At 49.6% G+C, this 18,123-nt stretch carries 19 protein-coding genes; 14 read left to right on the top strand and 5 right to left on the bottom strand.

Annotation, left to right across the window (positions count from 1 at the left end; all coding sequences use genetic code 11):
• Positions 1 to 325 precede the first annotated feature (325 nt).
• The 6 genes from KJS65_RS23115 to KJS65_RS23090 all read left to right on the top strand — a co-directional run bounded on the left by KJS65_RS23115 (position 326) and on the right by KJS65_RS23090 (position 5,369).
• Positions 326 to 892: a GbsR/MarR family transcriptional regulator gene (locus tag KJS65_RS23115; RefSeq protein ID WP_213652190.1), complete on the top strand. Its 567-nt coding sequence runs from the start codon at positions 326 to 328 to the stop codon at positions 890 to 892.
• Between the two features lie 127 nt (positions 893 to 1,019).
• The gene (locus tag KJS65_RS23110; protein ID WP_213652189.1) at positions 1,020 to 1,901 is read left to right on the top strand and encodes a DUF4362 domain-containing protein; all 882 of its coding nucleotides are present in this window, start codon (positions 1,020 to 1,022) and stop codon (positions 1,899 to 1,901) included.
• 126 nt (positions 1,902 to 2,027) lie between these two features.
• Complete coding sequence (locus KJS65_RS23105; protein ID WP_280531353.1) at positions 2,028 to 2,726, top strand: response regulator transcription factor; 699 nt, start codon at positions 2,028 to 2,030, stop codon at positions 2,724 to 2,726.
• 1 nt (position 2,727) lies between these two features.
• A complete protein-coding gene (locus tag KJS65_RS23100; RefSeq protein ID WP_280531352.1) occupies positions 2,728 to 3,660 on the top strand; it encodes a sensor histidine kinase in 933 nt (310 codons plus the stop codon).
• Between the two features lie 103 nt (positions 3,661 to 3,763).
• Positions 3,764 to 4,687, top strand: coding sequence for an ATP-binding cassette domain-containing protein (locus KJS65_RS23095; protein WP_213652188.1), 924 nt, complete (start codon positions 3,764 to 3,766; stop codon positions 4,685 to 4,687).
• Entirely contained in the window at positions 4,680 to 5,369 is a 690-nt protein-coding gene (locus KJS65_RS23090; RefSeq protein ID WP_213652187.1) for an ABC transporter permease, read from the top strand. Before KJS65_RS23095 ends, KJS65_RS23090 begins: the two co-directional genes overlap by 8 nt.
• Before the next feature lie 83 nt (positions 5,370 to 5,452).
• On the opposite strand, the gene KJS65_RS23085 is transcribed toward KJS65_RS23090, so the two are convergent.
• Positions 5,453 to 5,965, bottom strand: a complete 513-nt coding sequence (locus KJS65_RS23085; protein WP_213652186.1) for a DUF4188 domain-containing protein — start codon at positions 5,963 to 5,965, stop codon at positions 5,453 to 5,455.
• A gap of 28 nt (positions 5,966 to 5,993) precedes the next feature.
• Complete coding sequence (locus tag KJS65_RS23080; protein WP_213652185.1) at positions 5,994 to 6,626, bottom strand: TetR/AcrR family transcriptional regulator; 633 nt, start codon at positions 6,624 to 6,626, stop codon at positions 5,994 to 5,996.
• 226 nt (positions 6,627 to 6,852) lie between these two features.
• Here KJS65_RS23080 and KJS65_RS23075 point away from each other — a divergent pair, with 226 nt between their 5' ends.
• The 4 genes from KJS65_RS23075 to KJS65_RS23060 are packed head-to-tail and all read left to right on the top strand — an operon-like array spanning position 6,853 to position 11,033.
• Positions 6,853 to 8,310, top strand: coding sequence for a sulfatase family protein (locus KJS65_RS23075; RefSeq protein ID WP_213652184.1), 1,458 nt, complete (start codon positions 6,853 to 6,855; stop codon positions 8,308 to 8,310).
• Positions 8,311 to 8,340: 30 nt separating this feature from the next.
• Complete coding sequence (locus KJS65_RS23070) at positions 8,341 to 9,108, top strand: ABC transporter permease (protein ID WP_244864748.1); 768 nt, start codon at positions 8,341 to 8,343, stop codon at positions 9,106 to 9,108.
• On the top strand, positions 9,084 to 9,905 hold the full coding sequence (locus KJS65_RS23065) for an ABC transporter ATP-binding protein (RefSeq protein ID WP_213652182.1): 822 nt from the start codon (positions 9,084 to 9,086) through the stop codon (positions 9,903 to 9,905). The genes KJS65_RS23070 and KJS65_RS23065 overlap by 25 nt, the downstream gene beginning before the upstream one ends.
• 27 nt (positions 9,906 to 9,932) lie before the next feature.
• Complete coding sequence (locus KJS65_RS23060; protein WP_213652181.1) at positions 9,933 to 11,033, top strand: aliphatic sulfonate ABC transporter substrate-binding protein; 1,101 nt, start codon at positions 9,933 to 9,935, stop codon at positions 11,031 to 11,033.
• On the opposite strand, the gene KJS65_RS23055 is transcribed toward KJS65_RS23060, so the two are convergent.
• The 3 genes from KJS65_RS23055 to KJS65_RS23045 are packed head-to-tail and all read right to left on the bottom strand — an operon-like array spanning position 11,030 to position 14,119.
• Positions 11,030 to 11,728: a response regulator transcription factor gene (locus tag KJS65_RS23055; protein ID WP_213652180.1), complete on the bottom strand. Its 699-nt coding sequence runs from the start codon at positions 11,726 to 11,728 to the stop codon at positions 11,030 to 11,032. The two genes, KJS65_RS23060 and KJS65_RS23055, sit on opposite strands and share 4 nt — an antisense overlap.
• A 15-nt stretch (positions 11,729 to 11,743) precedes the next feature.
• Entirely contained in the window at positions 11,744 to 13,243 is a 1,500-nt protein-coding gene (locus KJS65_RS23050) for a sensor histidine kinase (RefSeq protein WP_213652179.1), read from the bottom strand.
• 39 nt (positions 13,244 to 13,282) lie between these two features.
• Entirely contained in the window at positions 13,283 to 14,119 is an 837-nt protein-coding gene (locus KJS65_RS23045) for an AraC family transcriptional regulator (protein WP_213652178.1), read from the bottom strand.
• A 150-nt stretch (positions 14,120 to 14,269) separates the two neighbouring features.
• On the opposite strand from KJS65_RS23045, the gene KJS65_RS23040 reads away from it, so the two are divergent.
• The 4 genes from KJS65_RS23040 to KJS65_RS23025 all read left to right on the top strand — a co-directional run bounded on the left by KJS65_RS23040 (position 14,270) and on the right by KJS65_RS23025 (position 18,114).
• Positions 14,270 to 15,781: a sulfatase family protein gene (locus KJS65_RS23040; protein WP_213652177.1), complete on the top strand. Its 1,512-nt coding sequence runs from the start codon at positions 14,270 to 14,272 to the stop codon at positions 15,779 to 15,781.
• A gap of 266 nt (positions 15,782 to 16,047) precedes the next feature.
• Positions 16,048 to 16,635, top strand: coding sequence for a YkoP family protein (locus tag KJS65_RS23035; protein WP_213652365.1), 588 nt, complete (start codon positions 16,048 to 16,050; stop codon positions 16,633 to 16,635).
• An 8-nt stretch (positions 16,636 to 16,643) separates the two neighbouring features.
• Positions 16,644 to 17,414 carry a polysaccharide deacetylase family protein gene (locus KJS65_RS23030; protein WP_244864746.1) on the top strand — a complete coding sequence of 257 codons (771 nt, stop codon included), beginning with the start codon at positions 16,644 to 16,646 and terminating at the stop codon, positions 17,412 to 17,414.
• A gap of 202 nt (positions 17,415 to 17,616) precedes the next feature.
• The gene (locus tag KJS65_RS23025) at positions 17,617 to 18,114 is read left to right on the top strand and encodes a winged helix-turn-helix domain-containing protein (RefSeq protein WP_213652175.1); all 498 of its coding nucleotides are present in this window, start codon (positions 17,617 to 17,619) and stop codon (positions 18,112 to 18,114) included.
• The last annotated feature ends 9 nt before the right edge of the window (positions 18,115 to 18,123 follow it).

Raw genomic sequence — 18,123 nt, 5'->3', positions numbered from 1 at the left:
CCATTTCTAAATGAATCAAAAACATACCCCTATTCCGTTGATGATTCGTGTACCGACGTATAAGCGACGTTTAACAGTGTAACAAACTAATAATATCGTATCAAACGTTTTAACCGTATGTAAAGAACGTACAGAAAAAACTGTACGGTATAATCCTCCGGTTTCCTGCCCGATGCTCCAAATTGCAGCTTCTGAAGCTTCTTTACTTTTAAAAGTGGTTTTTCTACAATAGACGATGTAGGTTGTTGCCTTCAGATTTTGTCTGAACTTGGGATTACCTGCCGAAAACATTCGAAGAATGGCTGAACATAAGGAGGTTGCAAGCATGGGCTTGGACCCGATGAAGGAAGAACAGAACGCTGCGCTTCAGAAAATGCGTAAGCGTGTTATAGAATCGATTGGACGAAATATGGACTTATACGGTATATCCTTATCGACAGGACATCTTTACGGTCTGTTATTTTTTGCGGATAAACCAATGACGCTTGATGAGATGGGCAGCGAAATGAAAATGAGCAAAACCAGCATGAGCACGGGCGTCCGGACGCTGCTGGATTTGAAAATGGTGAACAAGGTATGGGAAAAGGGCTCGCGCAAGGATCTGTACGAGGTTGAATATGACTGGTACCAGACCTTTACCGACTTTTTTGACATCAAATGGAGAAAATCGGTGGAGACGAATATTTTGATTCTCCGCAAATCCATGGACGAAATTGATAAAATAGCTAAAGAATACGCGGAAGATCCAGAGATGACGGATATGCTGCAAAAGGACAAGGCCAAACTGCGGGATGCATATGCTTACTACGAATGGCTGGACAGGCTGATCGATACCTTTGAAAACGGCGACATTTACAAGCTGGTGCCGAAGGAGCCGCCTGCGGAGGGATAAGGTGTAAAGGACCGGGATGCAATGCATCTGCGGTCTTTTTTTGTTCAACAGCAACGCACCCTAGGCTTGAAACCTTTACCAGCTGAGTGACGTCAAGAAGGATACAAGACTTTAAGGGGGACCTGAGTTGAAACCGAACCCGGTAAGAATGATGATCATGTTTTTGCTGCTCGCAATGATCTTCGGCTGTTCCGTTCAGCAGGAGCCACATGCGAACGAGACGCAGCCCCAAATACCCAAGATGACAGAGGAGCCTGCCGATAACGATAAAACCGTCAAAGGCGCAGATGTGATCGACATGCATGGCATGGTGGAGAACCGCGGGCAGCTTGATGCATTCGCAGGCCAAACAGAGGGCAAGCAGCGGCTTGTCCGGTATACAATTGAAGGCGATCCTATTTATTACGATTTAACGCATAAGGATGGCCATGTTGAACTGCGTGTGGACACGACCCAGGATAAATTCGGACAAGGGGAAGTCAGAACGTATAGCTGTGACAAGCTAAACCATGAAGAAATGGATACGCTTATCCGTTATAAGCTGACAGGCTGCAATGGGGAACAAAAGGAAATGGAGCTGCTGGAGATTCCATTTGACGTCAGCAAGCAGGACCGGTTCGAATTTGTACTGAGGTATGGGCCGTCTGGGACGAACGAAATCAATACAGTGGATTACAAGCTGGTCAAAGATCTCGGGAACGACCAAATGGTGGAGGTCAGTGATTTCAGTATACCGGAACAGGATCGTCAGAAAATTTACAGGGAGCTCGTGCTTGCAGGCTATTTGAATAAGAAAAAGCTGTCTTCCACATGCAAGCAGCAGGATGCGGATCGTTATGATTTAAACGTATTCATTAATGGAGGGAATCGCCAATTCGAGTGGAAATCATGTGATAAAAGCGTGGATGGCAGGCAGATGACTGCCGCTGTGAAGGAAATCATCGGCATCGTGCATGCGGGCTCGATATATCAGTCATTGCCTAAGACGCCTGCGGAACAAGGCAAATAGATGATCCATCAAATGTGGGTACCTTCGGGTGCCTTTTTTATGGATGATTTCCGGCTGTGGATATGCGAGTGGGGGGTGTATCCAGTATAGTATAGCTATAAACAAGAGAAGGTAGGCGGGGATGACGTGGCAGCGAATATACTGCTTGTAGAGGATGACGCTTCAATTGGCGAGATGGTAGAGAGCTATTTGACGATGGAAGGCTTTCAAGTGGTTCATGCGAAGGACGGAGAAGAAGCGCTTGAGCGCTTTGGGGAGCGGAATTACGATCTGGTGCTGCTGGACATGATGCTTCCGAAGGTCAGCGGTATGGATTTCTTGAAAAAAATCAGGGAAAACAGCCATGTGCCGGTTCTCATCGTATCCGCAAAGGATGGGGAAGTGGACAAGGCGCTGGGACTGGGCTTCGGTGCTGATGATTATATAACGAAGCCGTTTTCCATGATTGAGCTGACGGCAAGGGTGAAGGCTGCCATTCGACGGGCTACGGCTTATGTCAGCAATCAGCCAGCGGAGCAGAACAAGCTCATGCGGGTGCATGAGCTGGAGCTGGACCTGGATCTTCTGACCGTGACCAAGAAAGGCGAGGAAATCAAGCTTACAGCCAAAGAGCTGGAAATCCTGAAGCTGTTCATGACCCATCCGAAAAAGGTTTTTACGAAGCAGCATATCTTTAACTCCGTCTGGAATGATGACTATTTTGGCGATGAAAATGTGATCAATGTACATATGAGCAGGCTTCGCGAAAAGATTGAAGACAGTCCATCGGAACCGCAATATATCAAAACACTGTGGGGCATAGGTTACCGTTTGGGGGAATTTTAAGGTGACAGCCATTTTGCTTGTTTTGATGGGCATGCTGCTGCTCCTCAATATATTACAGTGGGTTTACCGAAAGAAGAGGGCTAAGCAGCTCAGCCATATGATTGATAAGCTGACCTCGATCATGGATTCGTCGCAGCAGGAGCAGCTCCTGCTTTTTACGGAGGATCGTGAATACCGCAGGCTGCTGAATACCATCAACCGTTTGCTTTCGCAAAACAGGCAGTCCATTGCCGGCTTCGCGCGTACAGAGAATGCGATGCGGCGGATGCTGGCGAATATATCGCATGATCTGAAGACGCCGCTCACCGTAGTGCTGGGCTACATCGAAACATTGAACAGACAGCCGGATCTATCGTCTCCGGAAAGGGAACGCCTATTAAACAAGGTGCACATGAAGGCCGTAGAGATCGTGGAGCTGATTAATCGGTTCTTCGATTTGGCCAAGCTGGAATCGGGGGATAAGGAGATTCCGCTCACCCGCATACATATCAATGAAATGACTAGAAACAGCATGCTCATGTTCTATGATATGATCGAATCCGAAGGGCTGCAGGCAGCCATCGATATTCCGGATACGCCGCTGTACGCCTGGGGAAATGAGGAGGCACTGAGCCGGGCACTGAACAATGTGCTCAGCAATGCAGTCCGGTATGGTGCGCTGGGAAAGGTCATCGGCATGAACGTGCGCGGTAATGAAGACAGGGTACTGATTGAGATATGGGACAAGGGTAAAGGTATTCATGAGCGGGAACAGGCGCTTATTTTTGAACGGATGTACACGCTGGAGGATTCAAGAAACAAGAGCTTTCAGGGAAGCGGGCTCGGACTGACGATTACCAAACGGCTGGTTGAGCTTATGGGCGGGGAAATCCGGGTAACCAGCAAGCCTCATGAACAGACCGTCTTCACGATCTCTCTGAAAAGGTTGTCTTGACGGTAAGTTCTCTGCTTAAGATATTCGTAAGAATTACGCAAGAAATAAGAAAGTGTTGGCGGCTATACTGGGTTTAAGCAAGAACGAGAGGAGCAAGGGATGCATGAGCTATATCGTCAGTACCCGCCAAGTAAGCAAAATATATAAAGGTAAAGAAGTCGTCTCCGACGTCAGCATGAACATCCAGCGGGGGCAGGTTTACGGACTGCTTGGCCCGAACGGCGCCGGCAAAACGACCTTGATGAAGATGCTGCTTAATCTTGTGAAGCCGACCAGCGGCGAGATCGAAATGTTCGGGGAAAAGCTGATGCCAGGGTCGGTAGAGCTGTTTAAGCGCATCGGCAGCATTATCGAATATCCGATCTTTTATGAGAAAATGACAGCCAAGGAAAATCTGGAGCTTCACTGTGAATATATGGGTTTTTACAATAAACATGCGATTCTTGAAGCGCTGGAGATGGTGAATTTGACTTCCATCGACGGCAAGGCAGTAGGAGATTTTTCGCTCGGTATGAAGCAGCGGCTCGGGATGGCCCGCGCGATCATAACCAAGCCCGAGCTGCTTATATTGGATGAGCCCATTAACGGACTCGATCCGGTGGGCATTAAGGAATTTCGGAGCTTGCTGCGAATGCTGAGCAAGGAATACCGGATGACGCTGCTGGTCTCAAGCCACTTGCTGAGCGAAATCGAGCAGGTTGCGGATACGATCGGCATCCTTCAAGGGGGCAAATTCATCCGCGAGGTATCCATGAATGACATGCGCAGCGAAAATACCGATTATATCGAAATCGTGACGCCTCATTGCAAAAAAGCTGCCTTTATCCTGGAAAACCAGCTTGGTGTGAGCAACTTCAAAATCATTGGCGATACGGTGGTCCGGGTTTATGAATCGCGGTTTACGCAGCAGGAGCTTACCAAAGCACTCGTGCTCAATGATGTCGAGATTGAATCCTTAAATCATAAGCACACATCGCTTGAGGAATATTTCCTGCAGCAGATTGGCGGAGGTGAGAAGCATGCTTAAACTGATCCAGCTGGAGATGAAAAAACAGAAACTGGGATGGTATGTCAGAGGCGCGGGTATCGCGATCATCATTATTTCCTTCTTCATGTGGCTCATGCCATATGCGGGGGACAACGGAGAACCTACCTTTACGAGCTATGCGGATGCCTTATCCATAGGGGGCCTTTTTGTCCGGGCAGTATTCATTGTGTTCGGCTCGGTGCTGCTCAGCAGGCTCATTATCGATGAGTACAAAAACAAGACCGTTAGCGTGATGTTTACATACCCGGTCGCACGCAAAAAGCTGATCATGGCGAAAATGCTGCTGATTTTTTTCCTGATCTTCGTCACGATGATAATCGCGACCTTTATTGTCAGCCTCGTATTTCTGGCCGTGAACAGCCATTATCATTTCCTTCCGGGTAAACCGGACGGGACGGTTCTCCTGCATGCAGGCATTCGGCTCTTTATTCAGACGCTGTCCGCCGCGGGCGTCAGCCTGATCCCTTTATATTTCGGAATGCGTAAAAAATCCGTGCCGACCACAATCGTATCCTCCGTCATTCTCATGGCGCTGCTCAGCTCCAGCAACAAGGGCTATACGCTCAGCTCCAGCGTGACAATCCCTTTGATTCTGGGAATCATCGGCTTCCTGGTTGCATATCTTTCCTTCCGAAACGTGGATAAAACCGATATTGTCTAATTCGATTCAAAAAAGCACTCTTTTAATGGCAAATCTGCCGGAAAAGGGTGCTTTTTTATGCGATATAAGCCTCAATCCTCCCGTCACTGCACCGGATTTGCAGGCGTTGGTACGGCAGGCTCACTGTCCCGGCCAAGCCTGCGGCTTGCCGTCTCTCTGCGCCCCGTAGCGGGCACATGGCTTGTAGCTTTGGCCAGACCGAATACGGGCATGTTGTTGTACACGGACTCGAAATTGCCTTTTGGTATGATGTACGTCTCGTGAAAAATGCCGACTGTCCCGTCCGTTCCGATGTTACGGTTAAAATCCCTCCAGGCTTTCAAGTGCTTCTGCCCCTTCCGTGCGTAGTGCTCCAGCTGTTCAAAGGAATCCCAGTATTGAACCAGGCAGACCCTGCGCCAGGAAAAATGCATATGACCTTCTTTAAAGCCAAGATCACGATTCATGTACAATTCGCGGATCATGCCGGGCATGGCCATAAATACAGGGAGCCAGCGGTGGACTGCCCAGAGGCGGTTAATCCGCATTCCGATCATAAATACCACGAATGAATCCTCCGTTTGCGCCGTATAGCGGCCTGGAACCACCTTTTCCATGAAGAACAACTCCTTTTCATCCCAAAGGTTATTTTTCGATCAGCTTTAGATGAGTTTCATAAAAAGCCATGACATCCTTCGATCCATATAATCGCGAGGTAAGAAATCCGCCGTAAAACGTGCTGAACAGGAACGACACTGCCGCTTCAGTCTCAATATCTGATCTCAGCGTGGCGTCCTCCCGTGCCTCATTCATGCACTGGGTAAATAGTGCGAACATATCCGGACTCTTGGCACCAGCCTCTTCGTTACCCGGGAACAGGAGCATCACCTCGGCTTCGCTCAGCTCCGGCATGCTGCAGTGCATGTTCATTTCGGACAAAAAAGCGATCAGGCTGGGCATGATGCCTTCGTTCGATCGGGTATCGTCTGCTATATTCCGCAGTATTAAGTGCATCGCATCGAATCCCCGAAGCTTGAGCGAACCGATCTCGATGATGCGGCGGGTAAGCCACACCCGCATGTAATAAACAAGCAAATCTTCCTTTTTGCCGAAAAACTTGAAAAAGGTCACGCGGGAAACCCCCGCCATCCGGCAGATATCGTCAAGCAGCACGTCTTTGAACATGCGATTTTGGGTGAAGGATAGCCCGGCTTCATAGAGGGCAATTTTTGTCTTGGCTTTTTTTAATTCCCGCAAAGGGATGTCGTTGATATTCATGTATATATGCCCCAATCATTAACTTATGTTAATAAATTAACTCGTGTTAAGTTAATTTGTCAAGATAAAGTATTTATGATGTACAAATTTCTGATTTTCCAGAAAAAGTTGTAAAAAAGTTCAACCTTTTATGATCAAGAAATCAAAATTATACTTAATTCATGAAAGCGGATACAGATCTGACACAGCATGTTAAACAAACTTTGAAGCAAAGGACTTGATAAGCATGAGAATGATCTACCTGGATATTGACTCGCTCCGCCCGGATCATATGAGCTGCTATGGGTATCACCGGCAGACGACACCGAATCTGGACCGGATTGCTGCGGAAGGGATGCGGTTCGAGCGCTGTTATACCGTATCTTCTCCGTGTGTACCTTCGCGCGCAAGCTTTATGTCCGGTCGTTTTGGCGTCAATCATGGTGCGCTTACCCACTGGGGACCGGGCTGCGAATTCCAGTATCCGGAAGGGGATGGGCACAGCGAACGCATTCCTTTCTTTACACGCTACCTGCGCAAGGCAGGCATGAAGACGGTCACCTTCTCGACGTTCGGGGATCGGCATCACGCCTGGTGGTATTTTGCCGGCTGGAATGAGGTTCACACCCATACGCTGAAGGAAGGAAACGAGAATGCGGACGAGGTGAACGCGGCCGTGATTCCCTGGCTTAAAGCCCACGGGAAGGAGGACGATTACTTTCTACATATCCAGTACTGGGACCCGCACAGCTTTTATACGTATCCGAGAGCGTACATGGAGCAGTGGAAGGATTCGCCTGTTGGAGCCTTTCCGGACGAAGCGCAGATTGAAGCGCAGCAAAAGAGCACCTTCCCGCGATCCGCATCCTTTCTGCATTGGGGCGATCATTATCCGGAGACGATGCCGGGTGCGATCCGCAGCCGCGAGGATTTCAAACATCTGATTGATGGCTATGACGGTGCAGTATCCTATATGGATTCTTTCGTGGGCGAATTAATGGATACGCTGCGGGAACTCGGCATCGAAGACGAAGTCTGCATCGTCGTCAGCGCGGATCATGCGGAATCGATGGGAGAGCAGGGGATCTATGTAGAGCATCCATGCGCGACGGAGGCGGTGCATCACATTCCGCTGATCATCAAAGCGCCGGGCATCGCGACAGCGGGCGGAACCTATGACGGTTTCCTCTATAATGTGGACGCCATCGCCACGATTACCGACATGGCCGGGCTGCCGGTTCCAAGCGGCTGGGATGGAAAGTCGTATCTCCAAGCGCTCCAAGGCGAGGAAATGGAAGGCCGCGATTATCTGGTCATGGAGCATGCCTTGTATACATGCCAACGTTCGGTCCGCGACCCCAAGTGGTTCTTTTTAAGGACGTATCACACAGGACTCTACGACTTTGAAGAAGTGATTCTGTACGACATGGAGCAGGATCCCCATCAGACGCGGAATGTAGCTGCGAAGTACCCGGAGGTTGTGAACCTCATGGAGCAGCGCATCGCAAATTGGCTGCAGGAGCAGATGAATAAACCGGGATATAAGGCCGATCCCATGCAAAAGGTGATTGAGACAGGTCCTTATAAATACTTAACGGAAAACGACTGGGTCAGCCGCCTGCGCAGCAAAGGGTATGAGGAAGCTGCATCGAAGCTTCTTGGCCGGAGGACAGATGAGGGAATGAAGCCCGCGTATGAATTCTAATACAGCATGAATAAGAGGAGGGGCAATCACATGAACGCAAGCCGCGTATCCACACGACTCATTACGCCGCTCTCGGTCATTTGCGGGATATTGATCTGGTATGCTTTATCCAAAATACCGAGCGTGGGCGCCATTATTACAGATCCGATCCGCATCACCAAAACACTGTTCGCGGAAGCAAAGGCCGGAAGTCTCTGGACGAATATATCCGCCAGCATGCTGCGCGTACTCGGGGGCTTTGCTCTTGGGCTTATCGTAGCCATACCTGTCGCGTTTGTCATGGGCTGGTATAAAAATATCAGGGCAGTCATCGAGCCATGGATCCAGTTTTTTCGTACCATTCCGCCGATCGCACTGATTCCGCTGGTCATTGTATCCCAAGGAATCGGGGAGTCAGCGAAGATCGCCGTCATTTTTATCGCAACCTTCCTGGTCATGGTGATCTCCATTTTTCAAGGCGTGCGCAACGTCGATCCAACACTCATCAAAGCCGCACGGGTGCTGGGAGCAACCGACCGCCATATTTTCTTTGAAGTAGTGGTTCCGGCCTCGTTTCCTTATATTCTGGTCGGTGTCCGGCTGGGTCTGGCCAGCGCCTGGACAACACTGGTTGCTGCGGAAATGACCGGAGCAAACAAGGGGCTTGGCAACATGATTATGGAAGCGAGTCTTTACTTCCGGATGGACCTTGTCATTATGGGTATTTTCGTCATCGGTGTTATTGGCCTCGCTATGGACAAAGGTGTACTCTATCTCGAAAGGAGACTGACAGGATGGCAGGAACTGCGCAAATCGTAACCCCTGATGTAGCCGCATTGGAGCAGCCCAAGATCAAAATTGAGAATCTACGCAAGACATATGAGGTGCGAGGCGGTGAGGTCATCGCGCTGAATGATGCGAACCTGGACATTATGCCCAATGAATTCATCAGTGTGGTCGGACCCAGCGGCTGCGGTAAAACGACTCTGCTGAACATCATTGCCGGCTTGGAACAGGCCACCTCAGGCAGGGTAGAAGTGGATGGCAAGCTTGTTACCGGACCAGGGAAGGACCGGGGGGTCGTATTTCAGCAGTATGCCTTGTTCCCTTGGAAAACGGTCATTAAAAACATCGAGTTTGGTCTGAAGCTGCGCGGATACAGCAAGGCCGAGCGGCGCGAAAAAGCGGAACAGTATCTGGAGTACGTGAACCTGAAGGATTTTGCCCATGCATATCCGAAGGAACTGTCCGGAGGTATGAAGCAGCGTGTCGCGATTGCACGGGCCTATGCAGTTCAGCCGGAGGTGCTGCTTATGGATGAGCCGTTCGGAGCGCTGGATGCCCAGACACGAGCACAGCTGCAGGAGGATCTGCTTAAGACATGGCAAACGGAGAAAAAGACCTGCTTCTTCATCACCCATGATGTGGAGGAGGCCGTCATTCTCGCCCAGCGTGTAGTCGTCATGAGTGCAAGACCGGGCAGAATCAAGGAAATTATCGATGTGGATATTCCGTATCCGCGGGATCAAACGACGAAGATGGATCCGAAATTTATCGAAATCAAGAATGAGATCTGGGCTAAGGTATACAAGGAGTATCTGGAAGTACAAAAATAAGAAATGCCAAGGGGGAAATGGTTGTTTATGAAAACAAATACCAATAAAGGCTTTCGTGCTTCTCTTCTGTTATCTGTACTGATGTGTCTGACGCTGATGATGAGCGCTTGCGGTTCCGGCACCAAAACGGCTGCAGAGGAACCGGCTGGAGCGGCATCCGGGCAAGATGCTCCCTCGGAAACCAAGACTGACGCTCCCAAATCTCCAGTGAAAATCAACGTAGGTTACATTCCCGATCTGAACGGGGCAGCGCCGATTGTAGTGGCGGATGAAAAGGGCTTTTTCAAGGATGCGGGCCTGAATGTCAACGCCGTTAAATTTCTGAGCGGCCCGCCTGAATTCCAGGCGATGGCCTCAGGTGATTTGGATATCGCCTACATCGGACCGGGCGCAACCTTCCTGGCTGCTCAAGGCCAAGGCAAAATCATCGCGCTGGCCAGCCTTGGCTTCGGTGATATGGTCTATGCGACCAAGAAATCCGGCATTCAGGATTGGAAGGATCTCAAAGGCAAAACCGTTGGAGTGCCAAAGGGAACCTCGGGTGAAATGATTCTGAACCTGGGTATTGAAAAGGGCGGACTCAAGCCATCGGATGTTAACATCGTCAACATTGACGTGGCTGGCGCGGTCTCCGCCTTCGTAGCGAACAAGGTAGATGCAGTGGCAATCTGGTCACCATATACCAAGGAAATCGAGAAGCAGCTTGGCAAAGAGAACATCGTGAAGCTTGGGGATAACCGTACGTTCTACCCGGATTATGTATTCCCGGCAAGCTGGGTCGTAAATCCGAAGTTTCTGGAAGAAAAGCCTGAGGTCGTGCAGCAATTCCTGGAGGCATGGGTCAAAGCGAATGACTACAAAATCAAAAACGTGGATGAGACGATCTCCCTGACCTCCAAGTATACGCAGGTTCCGGAGGATTCATTGAAAGAGCAGTATGAGACGATGGAATGGATTGAATCCTCCAAAATCGCAGGGTATATGAAGGACGGCACAAGCGTGAAATGGTTTGAGAATTTAGAGAAGATGTTCGTGGCGAACGGCAAAATGGCTGAAGTTGTACCAGGCGACAAGTTTATCGCCACCGAACCGTTTGTGAAAGCGCAGGAAGCAGCCGGCGGCAATTAAGGCTCGCCGCGCACCTTATGGATTAAATGAATGATATTCAGCTCGCGGAGCAGGGAGATGACCTCCTTGCTCCGTTTTTTGTTGAACTTTTTCAGGATGACGTTGATCTGCGACTTAATCGTGGAGATCTCTACCTGCCGCTGCTTGGCAATTTCGGAAGTCTTATAGCCGCTGTATAGCAGCTGGATGATTTCAAGCTCGCTTGGTGTCAGCTGGGACAGGATCATAGTAGCCTGAAACAGGTTTTCCTGGTTCTTGCGGATGCGTGTGAATTCACTCTTGATCTTGTTCGTGATTTCCGGATGCATTTGGGACATGCCTTCATGCGCGCTGCGGACCCGCTGGACGATTTCCTGATCCGGACGGGTCTTAAGTACGTAATCCACGGCTCCGGTCTCAAAGGCGCTGAAGATGGTTTCATCATCCTCATGAACCGTCAGGAACACGATTCGGGCATGGGGAAACTCCTCCAAAATATGCTGCGCATAAATAATGCCGTCATGCTTGGCGTCCATCTCAATATCCATCAGCAGCACATCTGCGCCGATCGTCCGCATCAGCTGAAGGGCCTGCTTGCCGCTTGCGGCCTGACCGGCGATCCGTATATCCTCATGCTTGCTCAGGACGGAGCAGAAATGTTCACGCAGTACGTCTAAATCCTCAGCAACGATGACCTGGATTGGCGCTGTGTTCATCGCGATGTTCCTCCCTTAAGCTGTATGCTTTTGATAGATTGGCAGAACAATTTGAAACGTGCTTCCAAAGTCGGGCTTGCTCTCGACATGAATACGCCCGTCATGACCATGCACGATCTGCTTGGCGTAGGATAGACCTACGCCCCAGTTGCGGGTCGTATTTTTACTCGTGACAAACGGGTCGAAGATGGCCTGAAGCTGGTCCTTTTCCATGCCGCAGCCGTTGTCCGTCACGCTGATAATATTGAAATTGCCTTCAGGATAGGAAGTGATCTGAATGAAGCCGCGCTTTTCCTCCGGGATGGCCTCTGCCGCATTGGTCAGAATATTGTATATCGCTTCGGACAGATGAGCCTGGTCAGCGAGCACGGTGATTCCTTCATCCTCAAACCGGATGCGGACCTCTAGCGGTCTCGAACCTGAATCGAATCGCCCCAGCACGTTGTCCATCAGCTCGCGCACGGACACGGAACGCAGCTGCAGATGGGTGGTTTTGATGGAACGGTACAGCTGATCCAGGCGCTCGAGCGTCTCGGATACGACGATGTTGGCCTTGTCCAGCGGCTCTTTACCCGTGCCAGTGCCGTGTTCATCAACAGAAGGATTCTGCTTGGCCTGGTTCAGGAGTACCTGAATAATGAGCAGCTGGTTTTTAATTCCATGTGTGAATACCTTGATTCCCATATCCGCAGTTTTCAGCTTGCGCTCCAGCATCAGGGTTTCCTCACCCATTTTCTTCTCAATATCGGTGTAGCGCCAAATGGAGAAGAGGCTGATGGCGGATAGAATCCCTGTAATGCCGATCCCGAGATACCACTCAAACAGGGTCAGCGGCGGATTGAAGTTGGAGAAGTCGGAGTACAGTACATAATAAGTGCGGACATCCGTGACCTGCATTGGCCCCATGAAGCCCAGATAGAAATAAAACAGAACCAGGGCAAACACGCCGTAGAGAATATGCTTAATCTGCTTTTTCAGCCACGGAATCGTGACATGGGAATAATAATATACGATAAGCGAAGTGGCGTAGAGTGCTGATATAACAAGCCACCCGCGGGTAATAAAACTGATGATGTAAGTGCTTCTCGGAGTGAGCAAGCTGAGCATGGGCTTATAGATGACAGGATCGTAAAAAACGATATTGATTAGAGGTAAAATGGCATGAAGCGTCAATACCAGGAAACGGTGCTTCATCTGATTATTGTAGAAGAGAGACAGGGACAGGCCTATAAATCCGAAGATGAACAGGGATCTGCCGATCGTAATCATGCGGCTGACGCCATCGATGCTGATCGGGGAATGGAGCAGCATGTTGCGAATCATGTCATTAAAAAAGAGCACGATGTTGACACGGTAATAGAATCCGCCGTATTTGGCGATAAACAGGACGAGTCCGGACATGCTGAGGAACCAGCCCAGCAAAATAATCGACATCCAGTAGACGGACGGATTCCGGGCTTTGGCAATAAACATGATAATCATGGCCGACATCAGGAGGATCAGTAGAATCGTCATATCTGCAAAGCTCCTTTGATGGGTCTATTAGTATGGCTTCTATCTGTAGTAGTGGGTTGGCGCGGAGCCGAAATAGCGGTGAAATGCCCGTGAAAATGAAGCGGTGTCCGAATATCCCAGACTCAGGGCCGTTTCCAGAACCGAGTGACCTTGCTTCAGCATCAGGAGTGCTTTGTCCATTTTCAGCCGCTTCAGATACAGGGTGGGCGTGGAGCCAACGCGTTCGGTGAATATTTTCGAAAAATAAGAGCGATGTACCCCGACATACGCAGCGGCATCCTGCACGGTAATATCCTCGGTAAAGTGGGTATCCATATAATTTTTACTGTCCTCGATCCATTGATCCGGCTTGGTTGGAATGCTGCTCTCCGGTTCCGCAGGAAGCAGCTGGCTCAGCAGCCGATAGAGCAATATAGTGCGGTTCAACCGATCATGCGCAGAACTTCCTGTTCCGGTATGAAGCAGCTGCTCGAAGGCGAGCAGGAACTCTCGTGCCACTTTTTGCGATGCATAAGGTAAGGATTCAACGAGTGGGATCGAGGCGAGAATGAAGGGGGCCTGTTTTCCTTGAAAAGCTACCCATCCCATGCGCAGCTTGTCCGGGTCCGGATGAATACGGTACGTGTAGGTATGTTCGGGGAATAAGCAGAACATATCGCCCTTATGCAAGATAACGGTCTGCTCACCTGTGTTTAGCTCTACAGCTCCTGACTTTACAAAATGCAAACTATAGTAGGGCACCATTCGCGGTCCGGCATGGTAATCTGGCTTGGCTTCATTCATACCCGCATGAATGGGCCAAAGCCCTCCGCTTTTATCATATTCATCAGGGTTGAAATGGGTAACGTTATAGTACTCTTCAGCCCGTTCCTGCAAGGATGTATCCCCTTTCATAATACATGAATTTGCCTGAATTGTACCATACATCCTGACAAAATGTTAAAGATATGCAACTTGCGGTCATTGTTGAACGGCCTTGCTGGCAGATAAGATGATAGAAACGAACCCAGCAAAGGATGAAATGATATGCCAAAGCCCAATATTTTACTTATAACAAGCGATCAGCAGCATTGGGACACCATCGGTGCATTTAACCCGGAAATATCAACGCCTCATTTGGATCGTATGGTGAAGGAGGGGGCTGCGTTTACTAGAGCGTACTGTCCGAACCCGACCTGCACGCCTTCACGATCATCGATCATTACGGGCAAGTATCCAAGCCAGCATGGAGCATGGACGCTGGGGACAAAGCTGCCGGAAGAAGAAGTAACCGTCGGGGATTTGCTGCAGGAAGAAGGCTACCGGACGGCGCTGGTAGGAAAGGCGCATTTTCAGCCTGTCTTTACCAAGGAGCCATACACCTCGCTGGAAGGGCGCGATAAGCTTCATGATTTTGAATTCTGGCGTGATTTTCATGGTCCGTTTTATGGCTTCGAGCATATCGAACTGCTGCGAAATCACACCAATGAATATCTGGTGGGCCAGCATTACGCGCTTTGGATGGAAGAAAAGGGCTGCGAGAATTGGCGTGACTATTATTCGGCTCCGACCGGTACCATGAATGAATCGATTCAATTCTCTTGGCCGATCCCTGAAGAATTTCATTACAATACATGGATTGCGGAGCGTTCCAATCAGCTCATGGAGGAGTACAGCAGGGAGGAAGAACCGTTTATGCTATGGGCCAGCTTTCCGGATCCACATCCGCCTTATCTCGTACCAGAGCCATGGGCAAGCATGTATGATCCGGATCAATTGACGGTGCCGCAGGTTGTGCCTGGCGAGCATGATCATAATCCGCCGCATTTTCAAATGACCCAGCAAAGAAATCCTGACTTTTCAGAATATAAGGAAACAGGCTACGGTATTCATGGTTATCATTCACATCTGGGCATGACGGATGAGGAGCATCGGAAAGCAGTCGCCACGTATTACGGGATGGTCAGCTTTATGGATGATGCGATTGGCAGGATTCTAAACAAGCTGGATGAACTTGGAATTGCAGACCAGACCATTGTCATCTTTACGACCGATCACGGGCATCTGTTCGGCCAGCACGGCATGATGTTCAAGGGGGGATTTCATTATGAAGACTTGCTGCGGCTTCCTTTCATCGTGAGATATCCAGGACAAACGCCTGCCGGCGTGGTCTCGGATTCCATTCAGTCGCTCGTTGATCTGGCCCCGACCTTTCTGCGATTTGCAGGTGCCGTCCCGCCTCACGACATGACAGGTGTGGACCAGTCCGAAGTGTGGCTTGCCCCGGAGAAGGCCGTCCGCGATCATGCAATTTGCGAATTCCGGCATGAACCGACTACGATTCATCAGAAGACCTATGTGGGTCAGCGTTATAAAATTACGGTTTATTACAACCAGACTTACGGGGAACTCTTCGATCTTGAGGAGGATCCGCAAGAGATTCACAACCTATGGGATCAGGCAGAATATCAATCTCTGAAAATGGAGCTTCTGATGAAGTATATATGGGCGGAGCTGGGCAAGGAAACGATGCCAATGCCGCGCGTATCCCATGCGTAACCACCTAAATTGAACATCATGCGCCGCCATGCCTGCATGCAGGAAGGCGGTTTTTTTCTTGTGTTTTGAATGTGAAAACGAGCAAAATCATCGATTAAGAAAATCGTAAGAAAGAAGAAAGAGAAACGATAAATTCATTTTATACAATGTTGGCATGGGTTTCAGGTTTTCCACCGTCTAACTAAATAGACAGATATCCTGCGGGGTTAAGCAGGTTTACAGAGGAAGACCAAATTTCGAATAGAAAGATGTGACCAATATTGAATATGTTAGCTTCCATTTCAAAAGCAAGTGCTCAGTCGGTTTGGATGGCTTGGGAGTCGGTTTTTGACCAAATCACGAAATTGCGGAGTGCTTCCGTGAAGAAATTTGGTATCTGCAAGCTGGTCATCCGGCGGCATCATGGAAAAAGCGTGGAATGTCATGACGGACATTGGATTCAATCCGGAGATTGGGTTGGGGAGCTTCATCTGGATAACCGCCAGGTGCTGGAGTTATCCAGAGAAGTCGGGGCTGACCGCGCTGCGCTGCTGACTGCCAGAATGCTGCGGCGTTCGATGAAGCAGATCAGCCATGCGATGGAAACCGACCCCGAGCTTGCCCAAGTAAAGGCACTAACGGGAATCACCCTGCTGCACCGGGGCATCATTCATGGTCTTGGCTTTGAGCTTCATCCGCTGGAGTCCAAGGGATTCCGGATGTTCTCCACCTATTATTTGCGTTTACTGCTTCGGGTACTGCATCCGGTAGGCCGGGGACGTATGAAGCAAAATGCTCCTAAGCTCGTTCCTAAAATGCTGATGATGACGCGGCAGTCGCTGTTCTTGCGGTATAACAAGGAAACGGCAGCATGAGTCTTTTAATGATGAAACTGTTACTGCTGTTTGTCCTTATATATATGATAATTCCCTATGTGATCACGCGAATTATGGGGATTGGCGTCGCCATTCGCGGCCGGAGTGGCAGGCAGATCGCTTTAACCTTTGATGATGGCCCCCATCCACTGTATACGCCAAGACTACTGGATTTACTGAAGCGTAAAGGAATTAAGGCAACCTTTTTCGTGCTTGGGAGCAAAGCGGAGCAACATCCGGAGCTGACAAGACGCATCCATATGGAGGGGCATCAGATAGGTATTCATAATTATACGCATCTTCCCAATTGGCTCATGAGCACGCGGCGTATCCGGGAGATGCATGTTCAGCGGACTGCGGACATCGTCGAACGGATTACGGGCGAGCGGCCGACGTTTTACCGTCCTCCCTGGGGGATTTTGAATATAGGCGATTTATTCACACTGCGAAAAACATACCGGATCGTGCTCTGGTCGGTGCTGGGGCGGGACTGGGGAAAGGCGCGAAAGAGCAGGCCGCTGAAGGAGCGGATTCTGAGCCAGCTTGAGCCGGGATCCATCATTTTGCTGCATGACAGCGGCGATACATGGGGAGCCGTGCCTGATGCTCCGGGACGGATGATCGCAAGCCTCGAGGAAGTCTTTGAGGATGTCCGCTTCCAGGGTTATAAATGCGTGCGCGCCGATGAGCTGCTGCAAAATGCACATGGCGCGCGCAGCGAGTTGCCGGATGCCTTCGGGCGGGTGGATACATGGAGATCTACGAACAAAGGTGCATGAGTTTTACCATGCAGAGATGTTTACTTAGGAGTACAGCCTCAAGAAATGTAGAGGTTGTACTTTTTATTTTGCCTATTTACAAGTGGTAAATCATGGATTATGATAAGCCGTATAGACGATCTAAAAAAATAGATCGAATAAATAATACAGTACGAACCATTAAAACAGATCAACTTATAATTTAGATCGGAGTGTATTGGATATGAAAAACGATCAATCCCAATCCATTGAGATTTCAGTAGAGCAGGCCAAATTGTTAGGCAGCGCGCAGCGGGTGAAAATCATCAAAACATTGGTCGACGCAGCGAAAACCTCCAAACAGGTAGCGGATGAATTGGGGGAATCTCCGGGCAGCATTCACTATCACATTCAAAAGCTATATGAAGGCGGGCTGATCGACCTTGTTGAAACAAGAACGGTTGGCGGCATTGTGGAGAAATACTACAAGTCGAAGGCGAAGTGGTTTAACTCGCAGGGAAAACAGCTGATGGATCCGATACTGGCCGATGATTATGATGCAGCGATCAGCACGAGAATGAGTCTGAGAATGCAGCTGTCATTGGAGCAGCGTGAGGAAATGGAGGCCGACTTCAAGGCATTGCTGGAGAAATGGGTGGAGATTTCCATTGCATCCAAGGGAGAGGACACCAAGGAATATGCGATCGGTATTAAAGTGATTTCGGCTGAAGCGCCAAAGTAGGGGGATCTT

The organism is Paenibacillus sp. J23TS9, from assembly GCF_018403225.1.
Taxonomy (GTDB): Bacteria; Bacillota; Bacilli; order Paenibacillales; family Paenibacillaceae; genus Paenibacillus_AQ.
This window is presented reverse-complemented; position numbering and strand designations above follow the sequence as displayed.